Source organism: Streptomyces sp. NPDC097619, assembly GCF_040302735.1.
Taxonomy (GTDB): Bacteria; Actinomycetota; Actinomycetes; order Streptomycetales; family Streptomycetaceae; genus Streptomyces.
This window is the reverse complement of sequence record NZ_JBEOSD010000130.1, coordinates 1-23862: the sequence shown is the minus strand read 5'-3', so window position 1 is coordinate 23862 and position 23862 is coordinate 1. Positions and strand designations below refer to the sequence as shown.

The following is a 23862-nucleotide window of genomic DNA, read 5'->3' as shown; positions in this document are numbered from 1 at the left end:
ACCACGTGTTCGCGGACGTCGGGGGCGAGGAGGGCGTCGAGGTCGATGTCCGCGGCGTGCGCGTTCCGCGCGTCCGGATCAGCCCGCGTACAGGCCGTCCTCCTCCAGCGCCCGCAGCGCCCGGTAGTCCTCCTCCACGGTGGCCGCGTCGTCCGCCGTGAGGTAGACCGTGCCCGGGCAGGTGGCCATGTCGATGGTGCGGCCCAGCGGGCTGCCCGCCGGCAGGGCGGTCACCAGGTGGGCGAAGGAGGGCAGCGCCCGGACCGCGGCCCAGCCCTCCTCCCCCGGCACCGTGCCCGCGCGGGGGGAGATGAGGTTGACGCACCGCAGCCGGTTCTTCAGCAGGTACGGCGCGTCCGCCTCGGCGAGGAAGCTCTCCGGGTCCGCGATGGCGTAGGCCAGGCTGTTGACCTGGTCGGCCCCCGTGCAACGGGTGAGCAGTTCGGGCATCTGGCCGCCACCGAGGCGGGCCCCGCTCTCGATGAGCACCGGCCCGCCGGGGGTGAGCATGACCTCGGTGTGCCCGGCGCCGTTGCGGATGCCCAGGGCGTCCAGGACGGCCCGCACGTAGGAGGTGACCCGCGCGGCCCCCGGCTCGTCCAGCGGCAGCAGGTCCTCGTAGTCGTAGATGCTGTGCCCGTCGACCAGCCGCTTGTGGTAGCGCCACACCTCGACGACGCGGTGGGTGCCGTCCCGACTGACGGTGTTCACGTAGTGCTCGGCCCCGGCGAGGAACTGCTGCGCGAGGACGACCGTGTTGGGGCGTCCGTAGCGGTCCTCGGAGGACATGATCGCGGCGTGCGCGGCGGCCACTTCCTCCGGGTCGTGGCAGATGAACACGTTGTCGGTGCCCGCGCTGAGCACGGGCTTGAGCACCACCGGCCACACCCCCCGCTCCCGGACCCAGTCGGCCACCTCCTCCGGGGAGGCCGAGGTGCGGTCCTCGGCGGCGGCGAGCCCGGCCTCGCGGACGGCCCGCTGCATGAGCGTCTTGTCCCGGCGGGCCAGGGACAGCTCGGGCAGGTTCCCGGGCACCCCGAGCGCGGCGGACAGCTCGTCGGCCAGCAGGACCCCGGACTCGGCGGCGGCCACGACCTCGGTGACCCCGAGCCCGCGCAGGGCCCGGACGGTCGCCGCGAGGTCGCCGGTGTGCGCCAGGTCCACCGAGAAGTCCTCGGGGCGGTAGGCGAGCCGGGTGTCGGGGAACGGCGACCGGACGTGGACCACGTCCACGCCCCGCAGACGGAGGGCCCCGGGCAGCAGTCGGCCGGCCCCGTACGCGTCGACGACAGCGGTGATGGTCATGGGCGGGGTCCTCCGTGGTCCTCGTGCGGGGTCCGCACGGCGGGCCGACCCGCGGGGCCGGCGGCGGTCTCGGGGGCGGGCGGAGCCGCCGGGTCGGGGCCCCCGACGGGTTTCGCGCCGGCCGTCGGGGCCGTGCTGCGGTCCCGGGCGAGCACCCCGACGGCGACCAGGGCCACCACGCCGACGACCCCGGCGAGGGTGAACCCGGAGAAGGCGAGCCGTCCGTCCGCGAACTGCATCAGGAAGGCGAACAGCGGGGACAGGCACACCACCAGCGAGGTCGTGATGGGCTCGGTGTGCCGCACGCCGATCTGCAGGACGTAGATCGGCAGTCCCACCCCGATCACGGCGACCACCGCGCCGGGCAGCAGGGCGGCCCCCAGGTCCGGGTGGTCCTCCAGGGCGAGCAGCAGCCAGGCCACCACGCTCATCAGGACGAAGCGGGTGGCGAGCACGGTGCCGGGCTCGCACCCGGCGTCGTTCAGCCGCTTCATGTAGATGATGTTCACGGCGGAACCGGCGGCGCAGGCGAAGGTGAAGACCAGCCCGAGCACGGCGTCCCGGGTGGACAGGTCGCCCAGGCCGCTGCGCCCGCTGAACGAGGCCCACATCAGCACCGCGAGGAGTCCGCCGATCGCTACGGAGACCACCACCTCGGTGGCCATCACCCGGCTGTCGCGGCGGAGCAGCGGGCCGGCCAGGGTCATGACCATCGGGCCCAGGGCGAGCCCGATCACGTTCACGATGGCCGGTTCCAGGTACTCCAGGGCGTAGAAGGTGGAGAGCCAGGTCAGCGCCGTGGTGATGTTGATGGCGACCAGGTCGCGGCGGTGCGTGCCGATGGTGCCGCGCCACTCCGCGGGCCCCCTGCGGGGCCCTTCCACGCCCATGAAGAAGACCATCGTGAGGGTGAAGGACACCGCGGCGATGCCCGCGGGGCTCACCACTTCGAAGCGGTTGCCCGCGTACACGTCCATGGCCGCGGTGAGCACGGCGTAGCCGAGCAGCGGCAGGATGCCCTTGCGCAGGTGGGAGGCGGGCGCGTCCCGTACGTCCGCCCGGCTCACGCGGCGGCCCCCGGGCCGCCGTTCCGCGCCGGGGCCCTCACGCGTCCGCGTCCTCTGCCTCGGTGTCCTCGTGGTAGGCGGCCTCGATGCCCTGGCCGGCCAGGAACTCCAGCCAGCGGGCGACGGTCTCGGGGTCGTCGGCGGCCTGGTGCAGGCCGGGGGCGGTGCGCCCGGCGGTGAGGTCGAGGATCCCGCAGGCCAGCGGTACGGAGACCAGGCGCGGCGTGGCGGCCTCGCGGGAGTCGCCGGTGGCGTCGAGGACGTACTCCCCGGACCAGGACTCCCCCGCGTCGGTGCGGACCCGCAGCTTCACCGACATGACCACCCGGTCGTGGTCCTCGGCGGAGGTGGGGTACCTTCCGGCGAGTTCGGCGGCGAGCTCGGTCAGCCGCTCCTCGGAGGCGGTGGGCAGTTCGGCGAAGACGGGCTGCCACGCCTTCGTCCAGCCGTCGAGGCGCATCGTGCCGCGCACGAAGGTGCGCAGGTCCCAACTGCCGGGCAGGGCGTAGGTGTCCACGAAGGGCACGCTGTCCCGGTTGGGGTACACCTCGAAGGTCTCCCCGCCGACGGACTGCGCGGTGGCCGCCTCCCAGGGGCGGGCCACCTCGGTGACGGCCCCGCTGTCGATGGCGCGGGCCGGGGACAGCAGGGCGGTGAGCACGCCGCGCGGCGCCCAGCTGAACCGGTAGCGGAAGTCGTTGGGGACGGCCGGGTTGCTGCCGCAGTAGGAGGTGAACTCGGCGGTGGCGGGCCGGTCCCCGGTGAACGCCCGCGCGGCGCGGACCAGTTCGTGGGCGTAGAGGTGGTCGATGCCGGGGTCGAGGCCGATCTCGGTGAGCAGGACGGAGCCGCGGCGGCGGGCTTCGTCGGCGCGCTCGCGGATCTGCGGGCTCACGTAGCTGGAGCAGGCGAAGTGGGCGCGGTGGCGCAGCGCGAGGTCCACGAGCGTGGGGTGTTCGGCGGCGGGGAGCATGGAGACGACCACGTCCCCCGGGGCCAGTTCGGCGGCCAGGGCCTCCGGCGTGTAGGCCCGGGTGCCCGCGGTGCCGCCGAGGCCCAGCCGGTCCAGGCAGCCCTCGGCCTTGGCGGTGGTGCGGCCCCACAGCAGGGTCTCGGTGGCGCGGGTGACCAGGCCGAGACCGCTGCCGGTGGACATGCCGGTGCCTATCCAGTGCACGCGGCCGGAGGGGGATATCGGCTCGGTGGGGTCGGGCAGCTCGCTCATGGTTCCTCAGTTCTGGCTGGTCGGCCGGTGGGTGGCGCGCCGGAAGTGCTCCTCGCTGCGGGTCCACACGGGGTCTCCGGCGGGCAGGACCGCGAGGTGCGGGAGCAGGCCCCCGGAGAAGTCGGTGCTCGACTCCCGGGGCAGCAGGGAGGGGAGGTTGTCCACGGCGATCAGGTCCAACGGGGGCGCGTCGGTGAGCCGACGGACCGGCTCCGCCCAGTCCGTGACCCGGTCGTAGACGGGCAGCCGGTTGCAGTCGGAGGTGACGTCGCAGGTGACGTCGGAGACCACGGACAGGCGGCGGTCGCCGCGGAGCAGGTCCTCCGTGGTGAGGAAGGGGGTGCCCGGGGTGTCCGCGAAGACGGTGTTGACCAGCAGGTCGTGGTCGAGGAGGGCCGCCTTGTCCAGGGTGCGGGTCTCGGCGAGGTCCCAGGCGGTGACCTCGGCGCCAGCGGTGCGCAGGGCCTCGACGGCGCCGCGCCCGGAGCGGCCGAGGGCGCCGATGACCAGGGCGCGGGTGCCGTCCCCACGGCCTCGGGCGAGGCGGGCGTCGAGCTCGTCGCGGGGGCCGGAGGTCAGCGGGACGTCCAGGGCGCCGCGGTGGTGGAGGACGGCGAGGGCGGCGCCCACGTATCCGGCCCAGTGGCCGAAGGCGACGACGCGGCGGCCGGAGTCGTCGGTGAGGTATTCGAGGTCGAGGAGGGTGCCGCCGCCGGCGGCGAAGCGGTCGAGGAGGGCCGGGCCGCCCTCCTGGCCCTTGTAGGCGTGGCCGAAGAAGACGTGCCGGTGGGTGAGCGGGGCGGCGGCCGCGGAGGGCTCCTTGAGACCGAGGACGACCTGGTCGGCGGGGGCCTGGGGCCAGGAGTCCCCGGGGGCGACGCGGCAGCCGGCCGCGGCGTACTCCTCGATGGGGAAGGCGCGGTGGCCGGACTCCTCCACCGTGACGGGGACGCCGTCGGCGACGAGTTTGGCGGCGTCCCGGGGGACGAGGGGGGTGCGCTGTTCGGTGGCGGACGCCTCGCGGCGCAGCCAGATCCCCGTGGTGCTCGGCATGTCGGGTGGTTCTCCTGCCGTTCTCGGTCCGTGCTGGGTGGGTGCGGTGCGGCGGATCGGGGCGGGGCCGGCCGGTGGTGCGGGCGGGCCGGGCGCCGTTGCCGACGAGTGTGCCGTCAGTGGATGGGTCGCGTCGGCGAATCGCCGGAAAGCGCGGCCTGCCACACCGGTACGGGGGGTGTGACGTCCATGTGCTCGGGGACGAGGACGTGGATGACGGAGGGTCCGGGCCGGTCGGCGGCCTGTTTGGCGAGGGCCTGGAACTCCGCCAGGGTGTGGGCGCGGGCGCCCTCGATGCCGGTGCCGCGGCCGAGGAGCACCGGGTCGATGGGGCCGGGGTCCACGGCGAAGTAGCGGCGGCCCGCGTACAGGTGCTGGATCATCTTGATCCAGGCCAGCGAGGTGTTGTCGAGGACCACGTAGGTGATCGGCAGGGCGAGCCGGTGGGCGGTCTCCCATTCGGCGACCGCCATGGCGAGGCTGTTCTCGGTGGTCAGGCAGAGGACCCGCTCGCCGGGGTGGGCGACGGCCACGCCGACCGAGGCGGGCACGGCGTACCCCATGGGGCCGTGGCCGCGCGGGATGACCACCCGCCAGGCGTCCCCGGGGGATTCCCAGTGGCAGGCCAGGTAGGGGGTGGGGGTGCCGGCGTCGGCGGTGATCCAGGTGTCCGGGCCGAAGGCGTCGCGGAGGGCGCGGATCAGTTCGCGGGGCGGGAGCACCCCTTCGGGGAGCTGCGGCGGGGCGGTGGCGGCCTCGCGTTCGGCCCATTCCTGGCGGGCGGCGGCCAGGCGGGCGGTCCGGGCCGCCCGAACGGGCGCGGCGGCCGCGGGCAGGTGGGCGCGGAGCTGTTCCAGGACGGTGCGGGCGTCGCCGGTGAGGGCGATGCCGCCGGGGTAGTTGCGGCCCGCGCGGGCCGGGTCGGTCTCGATGTGGACGACGCGGGCCCGGTCGCGGGCGGGGGCGGTGAAGCCGAGGGTGTCGGTGGCGTTGCCCCGGGTGCCGACGAACAGGGCCACGTCGGCTTCGGCGGCCCGGGCGTTGGCGTAGTCGCGGGCGCCGTTGCCGCCCGCGACGCCGAGGGCGAGCGGGTGGGTCTCGGGGAGGACGCCCTTGCCGTGGATGGAGGTGGCGACGGGCAGGGCCGCGTGTTCGGCGAGGGCGAGCAGGGCGGGGCCCGCGCCGGAGAGGTGGGCCCCGCCGCCGGCGAGGATCACCGGGCGTTCGGCGGCGGCGAGCAGTTCGGCGGCCGCCCGGACCGCCGCGGCCTCGGCGGCGGGGCGGCTCGCGGGCAGTGCGTCGGTGCCGGGCCGGCCGGCACCGGCCGGGTCCACTTCGGCGTGGCCTTCGAGGACGTCCTCGGGGAGGATCAGGACGGCCGGTCCCGGGCGGCCGGTGCCGGCGGCGATGACGGCCTCGGCGACGAGGGCGGGGATGTCCGCGGTGCGGTCGGCGGTCCGGCACCAGGTGGTGCAGGCCGAGAACAGCTTCTCCTGGTCGATCTCGCTGATGGCGGCCGTGCCGGCGCTGCGCCGGCTGTTGTCGGTGGTGATCGCCAGCAGCGGGATGCTGGAGGTGTACGCCTCCGCGAGTCCGCTGGCCAGGTACACGGCCCCGGCCCCGCTGGACGCCTCGCAGACGCCCAGTCTCCGGGTGGTCCGGGAGTGCGCGTCGGCCATGAAGCCGGCGTGCCGTTCGTCCCGGGTGAGGACGTGCCGGATTTCTCCGGAACGCCGTCCCAGTTCCTCGTAGAAGGCGATGCTGGTGTCACCGGGAAAACCGAAGACCGTTTCCACGCCGTGGGCCACGAGCGCGTCCACGAGCAGTTCTGCACCATTTTTCATCTGTTCTTACCCAACTACTGTCGCCGAAGGTCGTCCGAAGGGCGGGAAAAGCGTCAGCCCACCACGTGGGCCGTCATGACGGCCCGCACCCGCTCGCCGGAGAACGGTCGGGAGTACCGGAACTCGTCGGTCTCCGCGGTGTCGAATCCGGATTTGAGTGCCTGGTCGCGGAGATAAGGGGCGGACAGCCAGTGGAATCCGTCCACCTTGGGAGCCTTCTGGAATTCCCCGCCGTCGCGCGGAGCGTCGTTGGAGGCGACGAGCGAGGCGCGACCGGAGCGGGACCCGGGGCCGGGGGCGAGCCAGGACCGGATGCGTTCGAGCACCGGGGTCAGCCCCTCCCGCGGGTCCAGGAGGTGGCCGAGGACCCCGTCGATGTAGATGACGGACCAGGGCTCGGCGGGCTCCCACTGGTAGATGTCCGCGCAGACGGCCTCCAGGCCCTTGCGGCGGGCCAGGGCGACGGCGTCCTCCATGGCGTCGAGGGCCAGGACCCGGTGGCCACGGCGGGCCACCTCGGCTTCGACGGCGGCGTTTCCGCAGCCCAGGCTGAGCAGGCCGCCGCCGTTGAGTTCCAGTTCGGCGAGGAGCCGGGCCGTCATCCAGTCCCGGTACTCGCGGCTGTAGGTGGAGGGGGTCACGGAGTCCTCGCGACTGCCGCCGTCCTCCCAGACCTCGAAGATGCTCTTCTCGCCCGCGTTCCCGGCCGCGTAGAAGCGGACCAGGTCCTCGTGGTTCCGTGCCTTGACGCTTTCCATGGATTCCCCCGGTTTCCACGCGAACGGGATCGCGGCGGTGCGGAGCGCGCGATCGCGTCGGTGACGAATGCTGGACACGTTCAGGAGATTTCAGATGGCCGCCGGATCCCGTCTGCCGGATTGCGGACCGGCAGGGATCTTTATCCGTTACGGGGCACACGACGGCGCACGCGGCCGGACCCTCTTCCGGCGGTGCGTCCATAACCCTGCCGCCCGCCTTGTCAACCAGTCAAGAAATTCCGGGTGCCCTTCCGGCCAGAGTGGCCGGAAGGGCACCGGACGGGCTTTCCACGGGCGCGGAACCCCCTTGCACTCGGTGACGGAACTGCTGATTCACACGGGATTCGCCCGCCCTGAAGGGGGAGTTCCGCCACACAACGTGACCGTGATCTGCATCACATACCGGTTCGTGAACCCGTAATTTCTGTGCGGGCGGGCCGAGATCACCGAAAGAATTCCACCTACCCTTACGGGCCGTCAGTTCCCGTTCGCGGGACGGGAGTCGGGGTACCGGCCGGTAATCGATTCCCTCCGGCCGGACGTCACGCGATGTTCACGCTTCCCCCATGTCCGGACCCTCCGGCACGGCCGGTGGGACGGATCCCCCGGGCATCGGTACGGCCGTCAACAGGGTCTCCGCGAAGAGCCGCGGATCCCCCGCCGAGCGTCCCACCAGGACCCGGCAGGGGCCCGGTTCGGTGTCCCAGCGGCCCGTCCCGGGGTCCCAGTGCCGCAGCACCCGGGCCGGGACGGCGACTTCGGCGAGGGCGTCGGCGCCCGGGGCGGCGCGCACCGCCGCGTACCCGGCGAACCGGCGCACCGGCCGCTCCACGGCGGACCCCGGCCGGGCCAGGTACACCTGGACCACCTCGCGACCCGACCGGGTGCCGGTGTTGCGGACCCGGACCCGGACCGTGAACCCCGCCCCGGCGGGCACCTCGGCGGGCACCTCGGCGTGCTCGTACTCCCAGGTGGTGTAACCGAGCCCGTGGCCGAACCAGTAGGCGGGCTCGCGCCCGGACCGCAACCAGCCGCGGTGGCCGAGGTGCAGCCCCTCGGTGTACTCCAGCCGCCCCTCGTGGGGCCGGACGGCGGTGACGGGGGCCGTCGCGAGCTCGGCGGGCCAGGTGGTGGGGAGCCGGCCGGCCGGCTCGACGGCCCCGAAGAGCACGTCGGCGAGGGCGTCGCCGGCCTCCTGGCCGGGGAACCAGCCGAGCAACAGGGCTCCGGCCCGGTCCCGCCAGGGCAGCTCCACCGGGGCCCCGCAGTTGAGGACGACCACGGTGCGCGGATCGGCCGCGAGCACCGCTTCGGCCAGCGCGTCCTGGGGGCCGTCCAGCCGGAGCCCGGCCCGGTCGGCCCCCTCGGTCTCGGAGTGCTCCGTGGTGCCGACCACCAGGACGACGCGCTCGTGGGTACGGGCCGCGTCGACGGCCTCCGCCAGGGCCTCCTCGTACGGCGGGGCGGGGGGCGCGGCCCCGAGGACGGTGGCCCGGCCGGTCCCGGGGGCGAGGGCGCGCCGGGCGGTGAGCAGCACCGGCCGGGTGCCGTCCAGCGGGGCGCGTACGGTCCGGGCGGGCGGGCTGACGTGGATCACGGCGGGGTCCTCGGTCCGCCGGGGGTGGTCGGCGTCGAAGAGGGTCCGGCCGTCCAGCTCCAGGGACATCCGGCCGAATCCGGCGAGGGAGAGGGTCCACTCCCCCGCCCGGCCGGGACCGAGCAGGCAGCTCAGCTCCACGGTACGGGCCCCCGTGGGCAGTCCCGGCTCCAACTGCCTGCCGGAGAGGCGGTGCTCGGAGAGGAGCTCCCGACCGTTGCCGTCCAGGACCCGGAGCCGGATCCCGGGTGCCCCGGTGACCGGGTCCCGTCCGGTGCCGGGGCCCACGGGGGCCGGGGGCAGACCCAGCGGCGGTCCGGGCACGTGGGTGACGCGGACCCCGGGGCCCAGTCGGGCGCGGATCCCGTCCAGCGGGGTGACGGCGCGGTCCGGGAAGACCCCCGCGCTGCCTCCGCCCTGGAGCCGGGGCTCCGTGGCGTGGGTGCCGATCACGGCCAGCGAGCGGATCCGGTGGGGATCCAGCGGCAGCGCACCGGAGCGGTTGTGCAGCAGGACGGCAGCGGCGGAAGCCGCCCGCCGGAGCAGTCGACGGGTCTCGCCGGGCCCGGGCGGCCGGGCGACCGCGGCCGCGGTCCGGGGCGCGGCGGGGGCGTCGGCGTCGGCGGGGGCAGGTGCGGGGGCCGCGGTGGGCGCCCGTCGCGGAACGGCGCGGCCGGGACGGTCCGGTGGGGGGACGGGGCCCAGGGCGCCGACCCGGACGGCCAGCCGCAGCAGGCGGCGGACCTTGTCCTCGACGGCCTCGGCGGGGACCCGCCCCTCCCGGAGGGCGCGGAGCAGTTCCTCCGCCCAGGGGCCTTCGGGGCCGGGCATGGCCAGGTCGAGGCCGGCGCGGGCGGGGCCCTCCGCGGTGCGGACCGCGCCCCAGTCGGAGACCACCACCCCGTCGAAGCCCCATTCCGTCTTGAGGGGGTCCCGCAGCAGGGGGCCGGCCGTCATGGTGTGGCCGCCGACGGAGTTGTAGCCGGCCATCACCACCCACACCCCGGCGGCGACGGCGGCCTCGAAGGGGGCCAGGTAGACCTCGCGGAGGGTGCGGGGGTCCATCCGGACGTCCACGATGAGCCGGTCGGTCTCCGAGTCGTTGGCCACGAAGTGCTTGGCGGTGGCGGCCACCCCGTGCGCCTGGATCCCCCGGATCAGGGCGGCCCCGGTACGGCCGGTGAGTTCGGGGTCCTCGGAGAAGCACTCGAAGTGGCGGCCGCCCAGGGGGCTGCGGTGCAGGTTGAGGGTGGGGCCGAGGACCACGTCCACGCCCTTGCGGCGGGCCTCGGCGGCGAGGAGCGCGCCGAGCCGTTCGACGAGCGGTTCGTCCCAGAGGGCGCCCAGGGCGGACGCGGAGGGCAGCAGGGCGGAGGTGCGGCGCTCGTCCCAGGACTCGCCGCGGATCCCGGCGGGCCCGTCGGACAGGACCAGGGCGCGGAGGCCGAGCGCGGGGACGGCGGCGGTGCGCCAGGTGTCGGCCCCGGTGAGCAGGCGGACCCGGCCCGCCGCGTCGAGGGAGCGGAGGGCGGCCTCCGCCGGATCGACCGACCCGGCCGGCGCGGCCGGCGCCGGGGCCGACCGGGGCCGTGGGGCCGGTGCGGTCGATGCCGTCGGTCGGTGCGGTGCGGTCGGTGCGGTCGGCGGGGCCGCCGCGCCGGGCACGGCGGGCGGGACGCGGTGCGCGGCGGAACCGGGGGGCTCGGGGTCCCCGGTGGGCTCCGGCGGCCGGGGGGCGGTGTACGGCTGGGTCATCCGGGTCCTCGGTCGGCTCGGGGTGCGCGACGTACGCGGCCGGGGCCGGACGCGGTCGGCGCGGGATGCGGAACGGCCCGGCCGTCAGCGGGGACGACCGGGCCGGGTGGGGAGGGGGCGGGGCGGCGGGGGAGAGGGAACCCGCCCCCGGCCGCGGGGCGCACGGGCCCCGCGGCGACCGGGAAGCCGGTTACGGCAGCCGGTAGTCGGGGCCGAGGGCCGCGCCCGCGGCGGGGTGGGTCTCGTCGTAGCCCCGGGCGTTGCACTGGAGGCCGCCGCGGATGCAGTGGTCCACCAGGGCCTTGAGGGTGCGCTCCTCCCACGCGTTGAAGAAGTCGTAGTGGAAGGAGTAGCCGCGACCGCTGGCCAGTCTCACGCGGGACATGTCACCGGACACGGGGAAGGCCATCTTGAACTCGACCATCGGCACGGCCACCGGGTGAGAGGCCGGGCAGACGTTGTCGTTGGTGCCGGGCTTGACCACCGGGTAGGACATGTGGCTGCGGTGGTCGGGCGTGTCCAGGAACTTGCCGTCCCAGCAACTGGGCGACTGCATCCGGATGTTGAGCTGGGTGCCGACCGGGCAGTTCGCCGGGAAGTCCGGGTTCTTGTAGCTGTCCCCGCACTCCCAGCCCTCGACCCAGCCGCGGTGCCCGCGGAACTGCTCCAGGGACTGCGCCGGGTCGCCGACCACGAAGCGCAGTCCGCGCGGGAAGGGCCGGACGCTGGTGTAGTCGGTGACCCCGGTCTTGTAGTAGATCACCTGCGGTCCGGTGGGCAGCACCTTGCGGTCCCCGTCGTAGAGGGACGGCATCCAGTAGGCGGAGGCGTCGCCGGGGGCCTTGCAGGTGGTGGTGCCCCCGTACAGGGTGCCGGTGGTGCTGTTGCCGTTGGTCGAGCGGTTCCCCATGAAGGTGTGGTCGTGGGAGGCCCCCGGCCGGCCCGGGTAGACGATCGGGTCGTCCGGGGCGGTGTGGGTCACGTCGCAGTTGGCCTGGAACTCGTGGAAGTACCGGTCGGGCGGGTTGGCGTGCGAGGGAGTGGCGGTGACCTGCGGGACGGCCGGGATCCAGCCGTCCCCGTCGGGGTCGTCGGCGGTGGGTACCGCCGCGACGGCGGCCGTCCGGTGCCCGGAGTGGGCGGCGGCGGGCGCCGCGGCCGTGCCGGGGCCGGTCGTGCCGGCGGTGGCGTAGGTGCCCGCGCCGAGCAGCGTCGCCCCGAGGGCGGTGGCGATCAGCAGGGCCGCCAGCGGACGGGAGCGCGGGCCGGTTCGTGATCTCATGATCATCCTCCGTAGATGCCGAACTCGTACAGGGAGTAGCCCCACCCGGTGCCCCGGGCGGTGAGCTGGAGCCGGACGTACCGGGCGGTGGTGGCGGCGGCGAGGGTGTCCACGTCGCCGTTGCCGTCGGTGACGGTCTGCACGGTGCGCCAGGTGGTGCCGTCGTCGGAGACGCGGAGTTCGTAGGCGCGGGCGTAGGCCGGGTCCCAGACCAGTTGGACGGTGCGCAGGGTGCGGACGGCGCCCAGGTCGGTCTGGATCCACTGGGGATCGCTCCAGTCACTGGCCCAGCGGGTGCCGGCGTTCCCGTCGGTGGCGCGCTCGGGCGGGCAGGGGCAGTCCCCGTAGGAGGTCTGGAAGGAGGAGGCCGTGGTGGGGCGGTTCAGGGCGAGGTTGGTGCCGGCCACGGGGGGTGCGGTGACCTTGACCGAGCGGGTCTCGATGGTGGCGTTCCCGCGGCCGTCCTCGGCCTGGACGTAGACCTTCCACACGCCGAGCTTCTCGGGGGCGGTGACGGCGAAGGTGCCGCCGCCGGTGTCCCGCCAGCGGGCCTCGACGAGGCGCTTGTCGCCGTTGGCGTAGTTGCCGCTGAGGTAGATCCGGGGGGTGACGGGTCGCCCCTCGGGGTCGCTCAGCTGCGCGCGGACGGTGAACTCGGCGCCGGCGGGGGCCCCGGCGGCCTGCGGGACGGTCATGCCGGTGATCACGGGCGGCAGGTCGTCGCCGGCGTTGCCTCCGGTGTACGCCTTCTTGACGGCGTAGTACGCGGGTCGCTTGAGGCCGTCGGGGATCAGGTTGAACCAGACGCCGCCGAAGTCGTGTTCGGTGCCGTAGTGGAAGAGGGTGGCGCCCAGGGCGACGCCCTGGTGGCCGGTGACGCAGTTCCAGGCGCGGGTGTAGCCCTCGGCCTTCTGGGTCTCGGTGGGTTCGTCGGGCACGCCGTTGGCGTCGTCCGGGACCTCCCACTCGCCGGCCGGGCCGGTCTCGGTGATGACGTAGGGCTTGGTGTAGCCGCCCGCCTCCCAGTCCTGGCGGACCCGGCAGGCGTCCGCGTAGGAGTTCATGGCGTAGAGGTCGAGGTCGGGGGCGTTGCGCTTGTAGTAGGGCCAGGCTCCGGTCCAGGCGTCGGTGGAGGTGACGGGGTGGTCGGGGTCGAGGGTGTGGATCCGCCGGGCGACCTCGTTGACGAAGGCGGTGTAGGCGTTGCGCTGGGCTTCGAGTTCGGCGCCGCCGTAGCAGTTCTGGAGGCCGAGCACGGACTCGTTGCCGACGTTCCACATGAGGGTCGCGGGGTGGCCTCGGTAGGTCTCCACCCAGCGGGAGAACTCGGCGAGCATGTTCGTCTTGTAGGCGGTGTCGGTCAGGTAGTTCACGCAGCCGCCGGAGCCGGGGCCGCCGCCGGGCTGGAGCCAGAAGCCGTTCATGACCTTGAGCCCCTGGGCCGCGGCGGCGTCCAGGAGGGTCTTGGAGCTGCCGTCGGTGCCCCAGGTGCGGAGGGTGTTGACGCCCATGGACTTCACGTCGGGCAGCAGCCGGGCCGCTTCGGACGGCGGGGGTCCCCAGGTGAGGCCCTTGACGGTGAAGGGCTGTCCGCCGACGGTGAGCCGCCAGTTCCCCTGGCTGCCGGTGACGCGGACGGCGCCGGTGGGCGGCGGGGTGGTGCCGCCCTCGCCGTAGACGCGGAACTCCCACAGGGAGTAGCCGTAGCCGCCCGAGCGCTTGGTCCCGTACATGCGGACGTAGCGGCCGGAGCCGGCGACGGCGAGTTCGTCGGTGCCGCCGTCGCCGCCGGTGACGGTCTTCAGGGTGCGCCAGTCGGTGCCGTTGTCGGAGGCCTGGATCTCGTAGCCGGTGGCGTGGGCGGCCTCCCAGTCGAGGACGACGCGGCTGAGTTCGGCGGTGCGGCCGAGGTCGACCTGGAGCCACTGGGGGTCGCGCCATTCGCTGGCCCAGCGGGTGCCGGTGAGGTCGCCGTCCACGGCGGCGGAGGCGGAGAAGGCGGCGCCCTCGGCGGAGGAGGCGGTGGCGGTCTTCCCCTGGGAGAGGAGGGTCTCGGCGGCTCCGGCGGCGGGGGCCGCCGTGAGGGTGAGGGCGGTGGCGGCGAGGGTGCCCAGGCAGGCCAGGACGGCGGTGGTGCGGCGCGGGCGGCGGGCGCGGCCCGGTGGCGGTCCCGTGGGCGGGGTGGGGCGGGTCATGGCGGCTCCTGCGGGTGGGGCGGGGACGCCGGACGGCCGGCGTCCCCGCGGTGGGGGGAGTGCGGGCCGTCAGGGGAAGGAGACGACCGTGGAGGGGACGGTGGAGGTGCCGGAGGTGGGGGCCCCGGTCTCGTTGATCACGTGGTCGAACTGGCCGTTGCCGCCGAGCGAGACGGTGAGCAGGCTGTGGAAGCGCACGCCGGGCTTGACCGGGGCGCGGAAGCCGTGGGCCTGCCGGATTGTCGGGTCCACGTTGTAGTAGCAGTAGCTGCCCATGCCCCAGCCCTCGTGGGTGTTCACGGAGTCGTCCACGCGGTAGGCGGCGTAGCCCTTGACGGAGCCGTTCTGGATGGCGGCCTGGTTCGGCGCGTCGTACGCCTTCTCGTTCTGGAAGAAGATGGTGCGGCCGCGTTCGCCGTACCACTCCACGTCGTACTTGTTGAAGTGCTCGACGAAGAGGCCGGTGGCCAGGACGTCGTCACCGTTGACGCGGACGCCGTAGTCGGCGCGGTTGGTCTCCCAGCCGACCCCGTCCCCGTGGTCGGCGCGCCACACCCAGGTGTGGTCGATGACGGTGTCGTCGCTGTTGACGACCATGGAGGTGGTGGCCTTGCCGGGGCCGGCGCCGCCGATGCGCAGGTAGACGTCCTGCACGGTGGTGGGGTCGGCGGCGTGGTCGGCGGAGGATCCGGCCGGGCCGATCTCCAGCAGGACCGGGGAGTTGACGGGTCCGGCGTCGATGAGGAAGCCGGCGAGCCGGACGCCATCCACGTCGGCCACCTTCATGGCGGTGACGCCGTTGTCGGGGATGAGGGTGGCCAGGCCGAGGCCGAGGACCACGGTGCCGGGACGGTTGACCTCGACGGGCCGGTCCACGTGGTAGACCCCGGGGGTCAGCAGCAGGTGGAGTCCCTGGGCGAGGGCCTGGTTCATGGTGGCGGCGGTGGTGCCGGGGCGGACCACGTAGAAGCGGCTCAGCGGGATCGAGCTGCCCTGGAGGGCCCCGGACCAGCTGACCCCGCGGGCGTTGGTGCGCTTGGCGGGCACGAACACCTTGTACTCGCCGCCCTCGAAGTGCAGGAAGGGCTTCTCGCGGGAGACGGGAGTGGTGTCGAGGGTGGTGTAGCGGGGCTCCGGGAAGGAGCCGGCGGGCGCGCCCTCGACGCCGGAGAACACCTGGTTCCAGACGCTGTTGGACCAGCCGCCGATGGCGGAGTCGCGGGTGTACCACTGCTGCTGGCTGTAGTTGCCGATCTGCCCGTCGACGCGGGAGTCGGCGATGTAGCCGCCGCTGGCCCAGCCGTAGCCGGCGGGGGCCAGGTTGAGGCCGCCCTTGACGTGCATGCGGCGGAAGGAGGACGCCTGCGAGACGGCCCAGCGGTTGGTGCCGTTGACGGGGTTCACGGCGAGGTTCTCGGCGGCGCGCCAGAAGTTCTGGGTGGCGTTGCCCCCGAACCAGCCCGCGTCCACGGTGATGTCGCCGTTGACGGTGGTGTCGTCGGGGCGCAGACCGAGTCCGGCGATCTGGGTGTAGAAGCCGATCTGGGCGTTGAGGCCCTGGTAGGTGCCTGGCTTGAAGAGGAGGGCGTGCCGGCCGTTGCCGAACTGGGCCGACTCCTGCTGCCGGAAGACCTCGTCGAGTTTGGCCTGGATGCCGGGGGTGGACGGGTCGAAGACGTGGACGTTGGGTCCGAGGTCGCCGCCGCCGGGGAGGGTGGGGCCGCCGCCGGTGGTTCCGTACACCTGGAACTCCCACAGGGAGAAGCCGTAGCCGGTGGCGCGGGTCAGGCCGTTCATGCGGACGTAGCGGCCGGAGCCGGACAGGGTGAGCTCGTCGGTGCCGCCGTCGCCGGCGGAGACGGTGGTGACGGTCCGCCAGTCGGTGCCGTTGTCGGAGGCCTGGATCTGGTAGGAGCGGCCGTACGCGGCCTCCCAGGTGAGGACGGCGCGGCTGAGCTCGGCGGTGCCGCCGAGGTCGACCTGGAGCCACTGGGCGTCGTTCCAGCTGCTGGCCCAGCGGGTGCCGGTGAGGTTGCCGTCCACGGCGGCGGAGGCCGAGAAGGCGGCGCCCTCGGTGGAGGAGGCGGTGGCGGCCTTCCCCTGGGAGAGGAGGACGGGGGCGGCTTGGGCGGGGGCGGCCGGGGTGAGGGCGAGGAGTCCGGCGGACAGGGCGGTCACCAGGGCGCCGGCCAGGGTGCGGCGGGCGCCGGGACGGTGACGGGTGCGGCCCCGGGTGGGCGGCGGAGCGGAGCTGCCAATCATGGGCATGTCAGATCTCCGTGCGGGAGGGGAAAGGGAGTGGGAGAGCGCTCTCCCGAAACCTTGCCCGCGCCGGTGACGGGGGGTCAAGAACCGCGTCACGACTTTCCTTACACCTTTATTTAAAGGTGCCCGGCTGATCGCCGCATAAGGTGCGGGGATGGTCAGGAAGGCACCGACGCTGGAGGACGTGGCGCGCGAGGCGGGCGTGTCACGGGCCACCGTGTCCCGGGTGGTCAACGGCGTGCGCAATGTGGACCCGGACCTGCGCGAGGCGGTCCGGCGGGCCATCGAGCGGACCGGGTACGCGCCCAACAGCGCGGCCCGCGCCCTGGTGGGTCGGGTCGCCGGGGCGGGGGCGGTGGCCCTGGTCCTCTCGGGAGCGGGGGACGCCTTCGCGGTCCGGGTCTTCGCCGACCCGTTCTTCGGACGGGTGGTCAGCGGGGTGCTCGGGTTCCTGCGGGCGCGCGGGATCCACCCGGTGCTGCTGGTCGCCGAGTCCGGGCCGGCGCGCCGTCAGGTGGTGGACTACCTGCGGCGCGGAGCCGCCGACGGGGCCCTGGTCGTCTCGGTCCGGACCGCGGATCCGCTGCCCGCCCTGCTCGACGCGGCGGGCGTGCCCACGGTGCTGTTCGCACGCCCCGACGAACTGCCGCCGCGGGCGGCCTGCGTGGACCTGGACCACGCCGCGGGGGCCCGGCTGGCCGCCGAGCACCTGTTGGCCCGGGGCCGGCGCAGACCGGGGGTGCTCGCCGCGCCCCCCGGCCTGCCCGCGGCCCGGGAACGGCTCCGGGGCTTCCGGGAGGCCATGGCCCGGGGCGGGGTGGCCGACGTGCCCGCGGTGGAGGGCTGCTTCACCACGGAGAGCGGGGCGGCCGCCACCGCCGAGCTGATGCGGTTGCGCCCGGACACCGACGCCGTGTTCGCCGCCAACGACCTGATGGCGCAGGGCGCCTGCCAGTACCTCCAGGAGCGGGGGCTGCGCGTGCCGAAGGACGTGGCCGTGGTCGGTTTCGACGATTCCAGCGTGGCCGTGACCTGCCGTCCCGCCCTCACCACCGTGCGGCAGCCGGTGGAGCGGATGGCCGCGGCCATGGCGGAGCTGCTCACCGAGCGGCTCCGGGAGGGGCGCACCGAGCGGCGCACCGTGCTCTTCGCCCCGGAGCTCGTCGTGCGCGACTCCACCTGACGGGGCCGCGACGGGACGTCCCTCCCCCGCCGCGGCCCGGCCCGGGAGCGGTCAGGCGGTCCCGTCGCGGTGGGCGCGGATCAGCTCCGCGTACCGCAGGCCGCTGCTCTTGAGGGTGCGCCGCTGGGTGGCGTAGTCCACGTGAACCAGGCCGAAGCGCTTGGCGTAGCCGTAGGCCCACTCGAAGTTGTCGAGCAGGGACCAGGCGTAGTACCCGGCCAGCGGGACGCCCTTGCGGACGGCCCGGGCGCAGGCGGCGAGGTGGTCCTCCAGGTAGGCGGTGCGCTCGGGGTCGTGCACCGCGCCGTCGGGCCCGGGGCGGTCCTCGAAGGCGGAGCCGTTCTCGGTGACGTAGAGGCGGCGGGCCCCGTAGTCCTCGGTGAGACGGAGGAGTACGGACTCCAGCCCGTCGGCGTCGATCTGCCAGTCCATGCCGGTGCGGGGCACGTCGGGCAGGCGGATCTCGCGGGCGTGCGGCGCCGGGCCGGTGGGGTCGTCGGCGACGGTCACCGGGAAGTAGTAGTTGACCCCGTGCCAGTCCAGGGGGGCCGCGATGGTGGTGGCGTCCCCGGGGCGTTCGGGCAGGTCCACCCCGTAGACCTCGCGCATGTCGGCGGGGAAGCCGCGGCCGTAGACCGGGTCCAGCCACCAGCGGTTGGTGTGGCCGTCGGCGCGGGCGGCGGCGGCCAGGTCCTCGGGCCGTTCGGAGGCGGGGGTCACGGTGGAGTGGTTGGTGACCAGGCCGATCTCGGCTCCGGGCACGGCGGCGCGGAGGGCCTGCACGGCCAGCCCGTGGCCGAGGAGCAGGTGGTAGGAGGCCCGGACGGCCGCGGTGAGGTCGGTGAGGCCGGGGGCCATCCGGCCTTCGAGGTGGCCGATCCAGGCGGAGCAGAGCGGCTCGTTGAGGGTGGCCCAGCGGGTGACCCGGTCCCCGAGGCGGTCGGCGGCCAGCGCCGCGTAGGCGGCGAAGTGCTCGGCGGTCTCCCGGACGGTCCAGCCGCCGCGGTCCTGGAGGGCCTGGGGCAGGTCCCAGTGGTAGAGGGTGACGGAGGGGGTGATCCCCGCGTCGAGGAGGGCGTCGGTGAGGCGGTCGTAGAAGTCGAGGCCGGGGGCGTTCACGGGGCCGTCGCCGGCGGGCAGGATCCGGGGCCAGGCCAGGGAGAAGCGGTAGGAGTCGGTGCCCAGCCGGCGCATCAGGGCCAGGTCCTCGGGCCAGCGGTGGTAGTGGTCGCAGGCGGTGTCCCCGTGGTCGCCGTTGTCGATGGCGCCGGGGACCCGGGAGAAGGTGTCCCAGATGGAGGGGCCGCGGCCGTCGGCGGTGACGGCGCCCTCGATCTGATAGGCGGAGGTGGCGGTGCCCCAGGAGAAACCGGGCGGGAAGGCGGCCAGGTCGACGGAACGGGCGGTGGTGGGTGCGGACACGGTGGCCTCTTCGGGGTCGGGGAAGGGGGCGGAGGCGGCGGGGCTCATTTGACGGCGCCGGCGGTGAGGCCGGCGACCAGGTAGCGCTGGAGCAGCAGGAATCCGGCGACCACGGGCAGGCTGACGACGAGGGAGGCCGCCATCACCTGGTTCCAGTACACGTCGTTCTGGGTGGCGTAGCCCTGGAGGCCGACGGCGAGCGTGCGGGTGGCGTCGTTGGTCATCACGGAGGCGAAGAGGACTTCCCCCCAGGCGGTCATGAAGGCGTACACGGCCACGGCCACGATCCCGGGCACGGCGGCCGGGACGATCACGCGGAACAGGGCGCCGATCGGCCCGCAGCCGTCCACCTTGGCGGCCTCGTCGAGGTCGCGCGGGATGGAGTCGAAGTACCCGATGAGCATCCACACCGAGAACGGCAGGGAGAAGGTCAGGTAGGTGAGGACCAGACCGCCCCGGGAACCGAAGAGGGCGATGCCGGTGGCGTTGCCGATGTTGACGTAGAGGAGGAACAGCGGCAGCAGGAAGAGGATGCCGGGGAACATCTGCGTGGAGAGCACGGTGACGGTGAACACCCGGCGGCCGCGGAAGGAGTACCGGCTGACGGCGTACGCGGCGAACACCGCGATGGTCACCGAACAGACCGTGGCCAGCCCCGCCACCAGCAGGGAGTTCAGGAAGTAGTCCGCGAGCGGGACGGTCTCCCAAATGTCGAGGTAGGGGCGGACGGTGAGCCCGGAGGGGATCCACTGGAACTTCCCCGAGACGTCCTGGAGCGGCTTGAGGGAGCTGGAGACCATCACGTACACCGGCAGCAGGACGAAGCCGGTGAGGAGGGTCAGGAAGACCCGGCGGGCCCACAGGAAGGAGCGGGGCGCCGCCATGGGCGCTCGGGGACTAGGCATGGTCGCCCTTTCTCCCCCGACCGGTGAGCAGCAGGTACGCGCCCGTCACCAGCAGCAGGAAGAGCAGCAGGAGCACGGACATCGCCGAGCCGGTCCCGAAGTTCCAGGTCTGGAAGGAGGACTGGTAGATGTGCAGGGAGATCAGGTCGGCGGACTCCGGGGCGGCCTTCCCGAAGAGCACGAACGGGGTGTTGAAGTCGTTGAAGGTCCACAGGAACAGCACGAGGACCAGCACCTGGTTGACGGGGCGCAGGGAGGGCAGGGTGACGTGCCGGATCTGCCGCCAGACGCCGGCCCCGTCGAGGGCGGACGCCTCGTAGAGGTCGCGCGGGATGTTCTGGAGCCCGGCCATCACGATCAGGAAGGCGAAGGGCCAGCCCTTCCAGACGGAGACCGTCAGCAGGGCCCAGAAGCTGTTCTCCCCGATGAGCCAGAAGGCCGGGGAGTCCCCGATGCCGAGCTGGTCGTGGAGGACGTGGTTCACCAGGCCGTTGTCCCGTTGGAACATGAAGGCCCAGGTGATCACGGCCGCGTAGACGGGCAGGGCGTACGGGACCAGGAACAGGGTGCGCAGCAGGCCGCGGCCGCGGAAGTTCTCCTGGAGGAAGAGGGCGGCGGCGGTGCCGATCAGCCAGCACAGCGACACCGAGGCCAGGGTGAAGACGCAGGTGGTGACGAAGGACTTCAGCAGGGCCTCGCCGACGGGGGCGTCGAAGTCCAGGGAGACGCGGTAGTTGCCGAGTCCGGCCCAGGGCGCGGTGTCCCAGTGGGCGATGTGGAACTGGGTGAGTTCCTTGAAGCTCATCACGATGCCCATGAGCATCGGGACCAGGTGGACGAGGAGTTCGAGGAGCAGGGCGGGCAGGAGGAACAGGTAGGGCAGGGCGGGACGGCGGATCCGGCGCGGTCCGCGCAGGGCGCGGGCCTTGTCGGCCCGCACCCCGGGTACCGCCGGGCCTTCCGGCCTGGGGGTGACGGTCGTGGTCATCGTCGTGGAAGCCCCTAGCTCGCGGGGATCTGCTGCTGCGCCTTGTCGAGCTTGGCGCGGACGGACTCGGTGGTGACGGGGCGTCCGGCGGCGGCGTCGGCGAACAGTTCCTTGACCGCGGTGCCGACCACCGTCTCGAAGGCGGATTCCTGCGGGACCTGCGGGAGCGGGGCGGCGCTCTGGGCGAGGGTGTCGCGGATGACGGCCAGCGAGGGGGTGCCGAAGGCGGGGTCCTGCTGGGCGCCGACGACCGGGGGCATGGAGCCGTACGCCTTGTTGAGCGTCTTCTGCTCCTCGTCGCTGGTCATGAACTTCACGAACTCCAGGGCCCCGTCGAGGTTGCGGGTGTTCTTGAAGACGGCCATGTTGATGCCGGCGACCATGGAGTTGACGGAGGTGCCCTGGCCGGGGGTGCCGGAGGGCACCGGGGCGGGGGCCACGCCCCACTCCTCCTCGGTCATGCCCTGGGCGGCGAAGGTGGCGGAGGGGGTCTGCCACAGGACCATGGCGGTGCGGTCCTTGGCGAAGTCGCTGAGGGACTGGTTCTGGGCGTACTCGGCGTTGCCGGGGGCGACGATCTTGTGGGTGGCCATCAGGTCCACGTACTGCTTGACGGCGGCGACGGCCCCGTCGGTGGTGAACTGCGGCTTGCCCTCGGGGGTGAAGAAGTCGGCGCCGTGCTGCTTGGCGAGGACGAAGACCTGGTGGATGTTGTTGGAGAGGTTGGAGCCCTCCACGCCGATGGCCGACTTGCCTCCGCCGCCGAGCCGCTTGCCGGTGGCCACCAGCTCGTCCCAGGTGGCGGGCGGCTTCTCGATGCCCGCGTCCTTGAACATCTTCTTGTTGTAGTAGAGGGCGTAGGCCATGGAGTACAGCGGGACGGCCGCGGGGTCCTGACCGGTGGCGCCCGTGGAGCCCAGGGCGGAGGCGACGAAGCGGTCCTTGCCGCCGATCTTACCGAAGCTCTTGTCGTCCCAGGGCAGCAGGGCCCCGGTGGCCTGGAGCGAGGCGCTCCAGGTGTTGCCGATGTTGAGGACGTCGGGACCCTGGCCGGAGGTGGTGGCGGTGAGGATCCGGTTGAGGAGGTCGGACCAGGGGACCACCTCCAGCTTCACCTTGATGCCGGTGCGCTGCTCGAAGCGGTCGAGCTCGGGCTGGAGGACCTTCTTGTCGGCCTCGATGCTGGCGCCCTGGTTGGAGGCCCAGTAGGTCAGCGTCTTCTTGCCCTGGCCGCCCTGGTCTGAGCCGCCGGTGGCGGTGCCGCCGCCGCAGGCGGTCGCGGCGAGGACGAGGGAGAGTGCGACGGCACCGGTGACGACGGCTCTGTGTGTGCGCATGGCTCCTCGGAACCCCTTCGGGAGTGGTGGACGGACGGATGCGGGTGCGTGCGGGTGGTACGGGCGTGACGGGCGGCCCCGGTGGGGGCGACGGGGCCACGGGGGCGTGTCCCACGTGTCGGGCAGGATCCGGCGGACACGGCCCGGGTCCGGGGCGGCGGGCGTGCGGCCGGATTCGGCCGCCGCCTGCTCGCCCCTCTTAATTTAGGACGTGAGTTAAATCGCAAGAGAAGGTCGCGTCAAGGGTCCCGGCAGAGGTATCGTGCGGATCAGTGAAGCGACGGCCGATGGCGATCAGGGGGCCCAGTGGAAGCGAGAAGCGGCCGGACCGTGCGTGACCTGCGCCGGGAGAACCGCACGGCGGTGCTGCGACGGCTGTACTTCGACGGCCCGCTCAGCCGGTTCTCCCTCGGCCCGGCCACCGGGCTCAGCTCCGGCTCCGTCAGCAACGTGGTCACCGAACTCCTCGCGGAGGGACTGGTGGAGGAGGCCGGCAGCGTGGACTCGGCCGGTGGCCGGCCGCGCACCCTGCTGCGGGTGCGCGCCGACAGCGGCTGCATGATCGGCGTGGACGTGGGCGAGACCCGCATCCGCATCGAGCTCTTCGACCTGGCCCTGACCGAACTGGCCCGCACCGAGCGCCCCTTGGACCCGGCGGGACCACGTCCGTACGACCGGTACGAGGTCTCCGTCGTGGTCGGTCACATCCGGGAGGGCATCGCGGCGGTGCTGGAGGCGGCCGGCGTCACCCCGGACCGGCTGCTGGGCGTGGGCGTCGGGGTGCCCGGCATCATCGAACACACCGCCGCCGACGGGGTGGTGGTGCACGGCCAGACCATCGGCTGGGAGGCCGTGCCGCTGGAGCGGCTGCTCCGCGCGACCGGCGCCGTGCCCCCCGAGGTCCCGTACCTCATCGACAACGGCGCCAAGACCCTCGGCCAGGCCGAGATGTGGTTCGGCGCCGGACGCGGCGCCTCCGACGCCGTGTTCGTGCTGTTCGGCTCGGGCGTCGGCGCCTGCGTGATCACCGAGGACACCGGGCCGGGCCGGGCCATCGAATGGGGCCACCTGACCGTGCGGGTCCGGGGCCGGCGCTGCCGCTGCGGGGCCCAGGGCTGCCTGGAGGCGTACGCGGGCGCCGAGGCCCTGTTGGAACGCTGGCGGGAGGCCGGCGGCACCCCGCCGGCGGGCGCCGACCAGGAGACCGCCCTCGCGGCGCTGCTGGCCGCCGCCTACCCGACCGGGACGGGCGCGGCGCCCGACGCCGTCGCGGCGGCCGTCCTGGAGGAGACCGCCGAATACCTCGGCGCCGGTTTCGCGGACCTGATCAACCTCTTCCAACCGGACCGGATCCTGGTGGGCGGCTGGGCCGGCCTCCAGCTCGGCCCCCGCTTCCTGGACCGGGTGCGGGAGTACGCCACGGCCAACGCCCTGCGCTACCCGGCGGGCCGCGCCGCGATCGGCCTGGGCACTCTCGGCCCCGACGCCGTCACCATCGGCGCCGCCCTCCAACCGCTGGCCGCCTTCTTCGCGCGGGGCGGCCGGCGCGCCCCGCACGGACCCGAACGCCCCTCCCCCGCCTGGCTGGTCCCGTGCTGGTCGCTCATCCGGCCAAGTCTGCCGGCGGTCCCGGAGGAGGACTCCGGGGCCTGCGGGTTCCGACCTGAGGATGATCCGGGGA

16 protein-coding genes are annotated in these 23862 nt (G+C 73.8%); 2 read left to right on the top strand and 14 right to left on the bottom strand.

Going from position 1 to position 23862, the window contains the following annotated elements; translation table 11 throughout:
* Positions 1-78: 78 nt before the first annotated feature.
* The 10 genes from ABTZ17_RS27960 to ABTZ17_RS27915 form a co-directional block, all read right to left on the bottom strand.
* Positions 79-1305, bottom strand: coding sequence for an ATP-grasp domain-containing protein (locus tag ABTZ17_RS27960; protein WP_352198513.1), 1227 nt, complete (start codon positions 1303-1305; stop codon positions 79-81).
* On the bottom strand, positions 1302-2372 hold the full coding sequence (locus ABTZ17_RS27955; RefSeq protein ID WP_352198512.1) for a DMT family transporter: 1071 nt from the start codon (positions 2370-2372) through the stop codon (positions 1302-1304). Before ABTZ17_RS27955 ends, ABTZ17_RS27960 begins: the two co-directional genes overlap by 4 nt.
* Before the next feature lie 37 nt (positions 2373-2409).
* On the bottom strand, positions 2410-3597 hold the full coding sequence (locus tag ABTZ17_RS27950) for a saccharopine dehydrogenase C-terminal domain-containing protein (protein WP_352198511.1): 1188 nt from the start codon (positions 3595-3597) through the stop codon (positions 2410-2412).
* A 6-nt stretch (positions 3598-3603) separates the two neighbouring features.
* On the bottom strand, positions 3604-4650 hold the full coding sequence (locus ABTZ17_RS27945) for a saccharopine dehydrogenase (protein WP_352198510.1): 1047 nt from the start codon (positions 4648-4650) through the stop codon (positions 3604-3606).
* A 116-nt stretch (positions 4651-4766) separates the two neighbouring features.
* Positions 4767-6494 carry a thiamine pyrophosphate-binding protein gene (locus ABTZ17_RS27940; protein ID WP_352198509.1) on the bottom strand — a complete coding sequence of 576 codons (1728 nt, stop codon included), beginning with the start codon at positions 6492-6494 and terminating at the stop codon, positions 4767-4769.
* A 53-nt stretch (positions 6495-6547) separates the two neighbouring features.
* Positions 6548-7252 carry a class I SAM-dependent methyltransferase gene (locus tag ABTZ17_RS27935; protein WP_352198508.1) on the bottom strand — a complete coding sequence of 235 codons (705 nt, stop codon included), beginning with the start codon at positions 7250-7252 and terminating at the stop codon, positions 6548-6550.
* Between the two features lie 553 nt (positions 7253-7805).
* Positions 7806-10604: a glycoside hydrolase family 3 C-terminal domain-containing protein gene (locus tag ABTZ17_RS27930; protein ID WP_352198507.1), complete on the bottom strand. Its 2799-nt coding sequence runs from the start codon at positions 10602-10604 to the stop codon at positions 7806-7808.
* Positions 10605-10794: 190 nt separating this feature from the next.
* Entirely contained in the window at positions 10795-11886 is a 1092-nt protein-coding gene (locus ABTZ17_RS27925) for a DUF1996 domain-containing protein (protein ID WP_352198506.1), read from the bottom strand.
* Between the two features lie 2 nt (positions 11887-11888).
* Complete coding sequence (locus ABTZ17_RS27920; RefSeq protein WP_352198505.1) at positions 11889-14081, bottom strand: discoidin domain-containing protein; 2193 nt, start codon at positions 14079-14081, stop codon at positions 11889-11891.
* A gap of 69 nt (positions 14082-14150) precedes the next feature.
* Positions 14151-16343, bottom strand: coding sequence for a pectate lyase-like domain-containing protein (locus ABTZ17_RS27915; RefSeq protein WP_502994871.1), 2193 nt, complete (start codon positions 16341-16343; stop codon positions 14151-14153).
* A 157-nt stretch (positions 16344-16500) separates the two neighbouring features.
* Between ABTZ17_RS27915 and ABTZ17_RS27910 the strand changes: the two genes are divergently transcribed.
* Positions 16501-17529: a LacI family DNA-binding transcriptional regulator gene (locus tag ABTZ17_RS27910; protein WP_352198503.1), complete on the top strand. Its 1029-nt coding sequence runs from the start codon at positions 16501-16503 to the stop codon at positions 17527-17529.
* A gap of 51 nt (positions 17530-17580) precedes the next feature.
* On the opposite strand, the gene ABTZ17_RS27905 is transcribed toward ABTZ17_RS27910, so the two are convergent.
* Genes ABTZ17_RS27905 through ABTZ17_RS27890 form a run of 4 tightly spaced genes read right to left on the bottom strand, consistent with a single transcriptional unit; the run spans position 17581 to position 22181 of the window.
* Entirely contained in the window at positions 17581-18999 is a 1419-nt protein-coding gene (locus tag ABTZ17_RS27905; protein WP_352198502.1) for a GH1 family beta-glucosidase, read from the bottom strand.
* Positions 18996-19835 carry a carbohydrate ABC transporter permease gene (locus tag ABTZ17_RS27900; protein ID WP_352198514.1) on the bottom strand — a complete coding sequence of 280 codons (840 nt, stop codon included), beginning with the start codon at positions 19833-19835 and terminating at the stop codon, positions 18996-18998. The genes ABTZ17_RS27905 and ABTZ17_RS27900 overlap by 4 nt, the downstream gene beginning before the upstream one ends.
* A gap of 13 nt (positions 19836-19848) precedes the next feature.
* A complete protein-coding gene (locus tag ABTZ17_RS27895) occupies positions 19849-20844 on the bottom strand; it encodes a carbohydrate ABC transporter permease (protein ID WP_352198501.1) in 996 nt (331 codons plus the stop codon).
* A 14-nt stretch (positions 20845-20858) separates the two neighbouring features.
* The gene (locus tag ABTZ17_RS27890; RefSeq protein ID WP_352198500.1) at positions 20859-22181 is read right to left on the bottom strand and encodes an ABC transporter substrate-binding protein; all 1323 of its coding nucleotides are present in this window, start codon (positions 22179-22181) and stop codon (positions 20859-20861) included.
* Positions 22182-22487: 306 nt separating this feature from the next.
* On the opposite strand from ABTZ17_RS27890, the gene ABTZ17_RS27885 reads away from it, so the two are divergent.
* Positions 22488-23862, top strand: a 1375-nt coding sequence (locus ABTZ17_RS27885; RefSeq protein ID WP_352198499.1) for an ROK family transcriptional regulator, incomplete at its 3' end; no start/stop codon positions are given.

Coding starts and splice junctions, on each gene's coding strand:
- ABTZ17_RS27935 (WP_352198508.1), bottom strand. CDS start 7,252: ATGGAAAGCGTCAAGGCACGGAACCACGAGGACCTGGTCCGCTTCTAC.
- ABTZ17_RS27960 (WP_352198513.1), bottom strand. CDS start 1,305: ATGACCATCACCGCTGTCGTCGACGCGTACGGGGCCGGCCGACTGCTG.
- ABTZ17_RS27920 (WP_352198505.1), bottom strand. CDS start 14,081: ATGACCCGCCCCACCCCGCCCACGGGACCGCCACCGGGCCGCGCCCGC.
- ABTZ17_RS27930 (WP_352198507.1), bottom strand. CDS start 10,604: ATGACCCAGCCGTACACCGCCCCCCGGCCGCCGGAGCCCACCGGGGAC.
- ABTZ17_RS27925 (WP_352198506.1), bottom strand. CDS start 11,886: ATGAGATCACGAACCGGCCCGCGCTCCCGTCCGCTGGCGGCCCTGCTG.
- ABTZ17_RS27895 (WP_352198501.1), bottom strand. CDS start 20,844: ATGACCACGACCGTCACCCCCAGGCCGGAAGGCCCGGCGGTACCCGGG.
- ABTZ17_RS27950 (WP_352198511.1), bottom strand. CDS start 3,597: ATGAGCGAGCTGCCCGACCCCACCGAGCCGATATCCCCCTCCGGCCGC.
- ABTZ17_RS27915 (WP_502994871.1), bottom strand. CDS start 16,343: ATGATTGGCAGCTCCGCTCCGCCGCCCACCCGGGGCCGCACCCGTCAC.
- ABTZ17_RS27940 (WP_352198509.1), bottom strand. CDS start 6,494: ATGAAAAATGGTGCAGAACTGCTCGTGGACGCGCTCGTGGCCCACGGC.
- ABTZ17_RS27900 (WP_352198514.1), bottom strand. CDS start 19,835: ATGGCGGCGCCCCGCTCCTTCCTGTGGGCCCGCCGGGTCTTCCTGACC.
- ABTZ17_RS27910 (WP_352198503.1), top strand. CDS start 16,501: ATGGTCAGGAAGGCACCGACGCTGGAGGACGTGGCGCGCGAGGCGGGC.
- ABTZ17_RS27890 (WP_352198500.1), bottom strand. CDS start 22,181: ATGCGCACACACAGAGCCGTCGTCACCGGTGCCGTCGCACTCTCCCTC.
- ABTZ17_RS27905 (WP_352198502.1), bottom strand. CDS start 18,999: ATGAGCCCCGCCGCCTCCGCCCCCTTCCCCGACCCCGAAGAGGCCACC.
- ABTZ17_RS27945 (WP_352198510.1), bottom strand. CDS start 4,650: ATGCCGAGCACCACGGGGATCTGGCTGCGCCGCGAGGCGTCCGCCACC.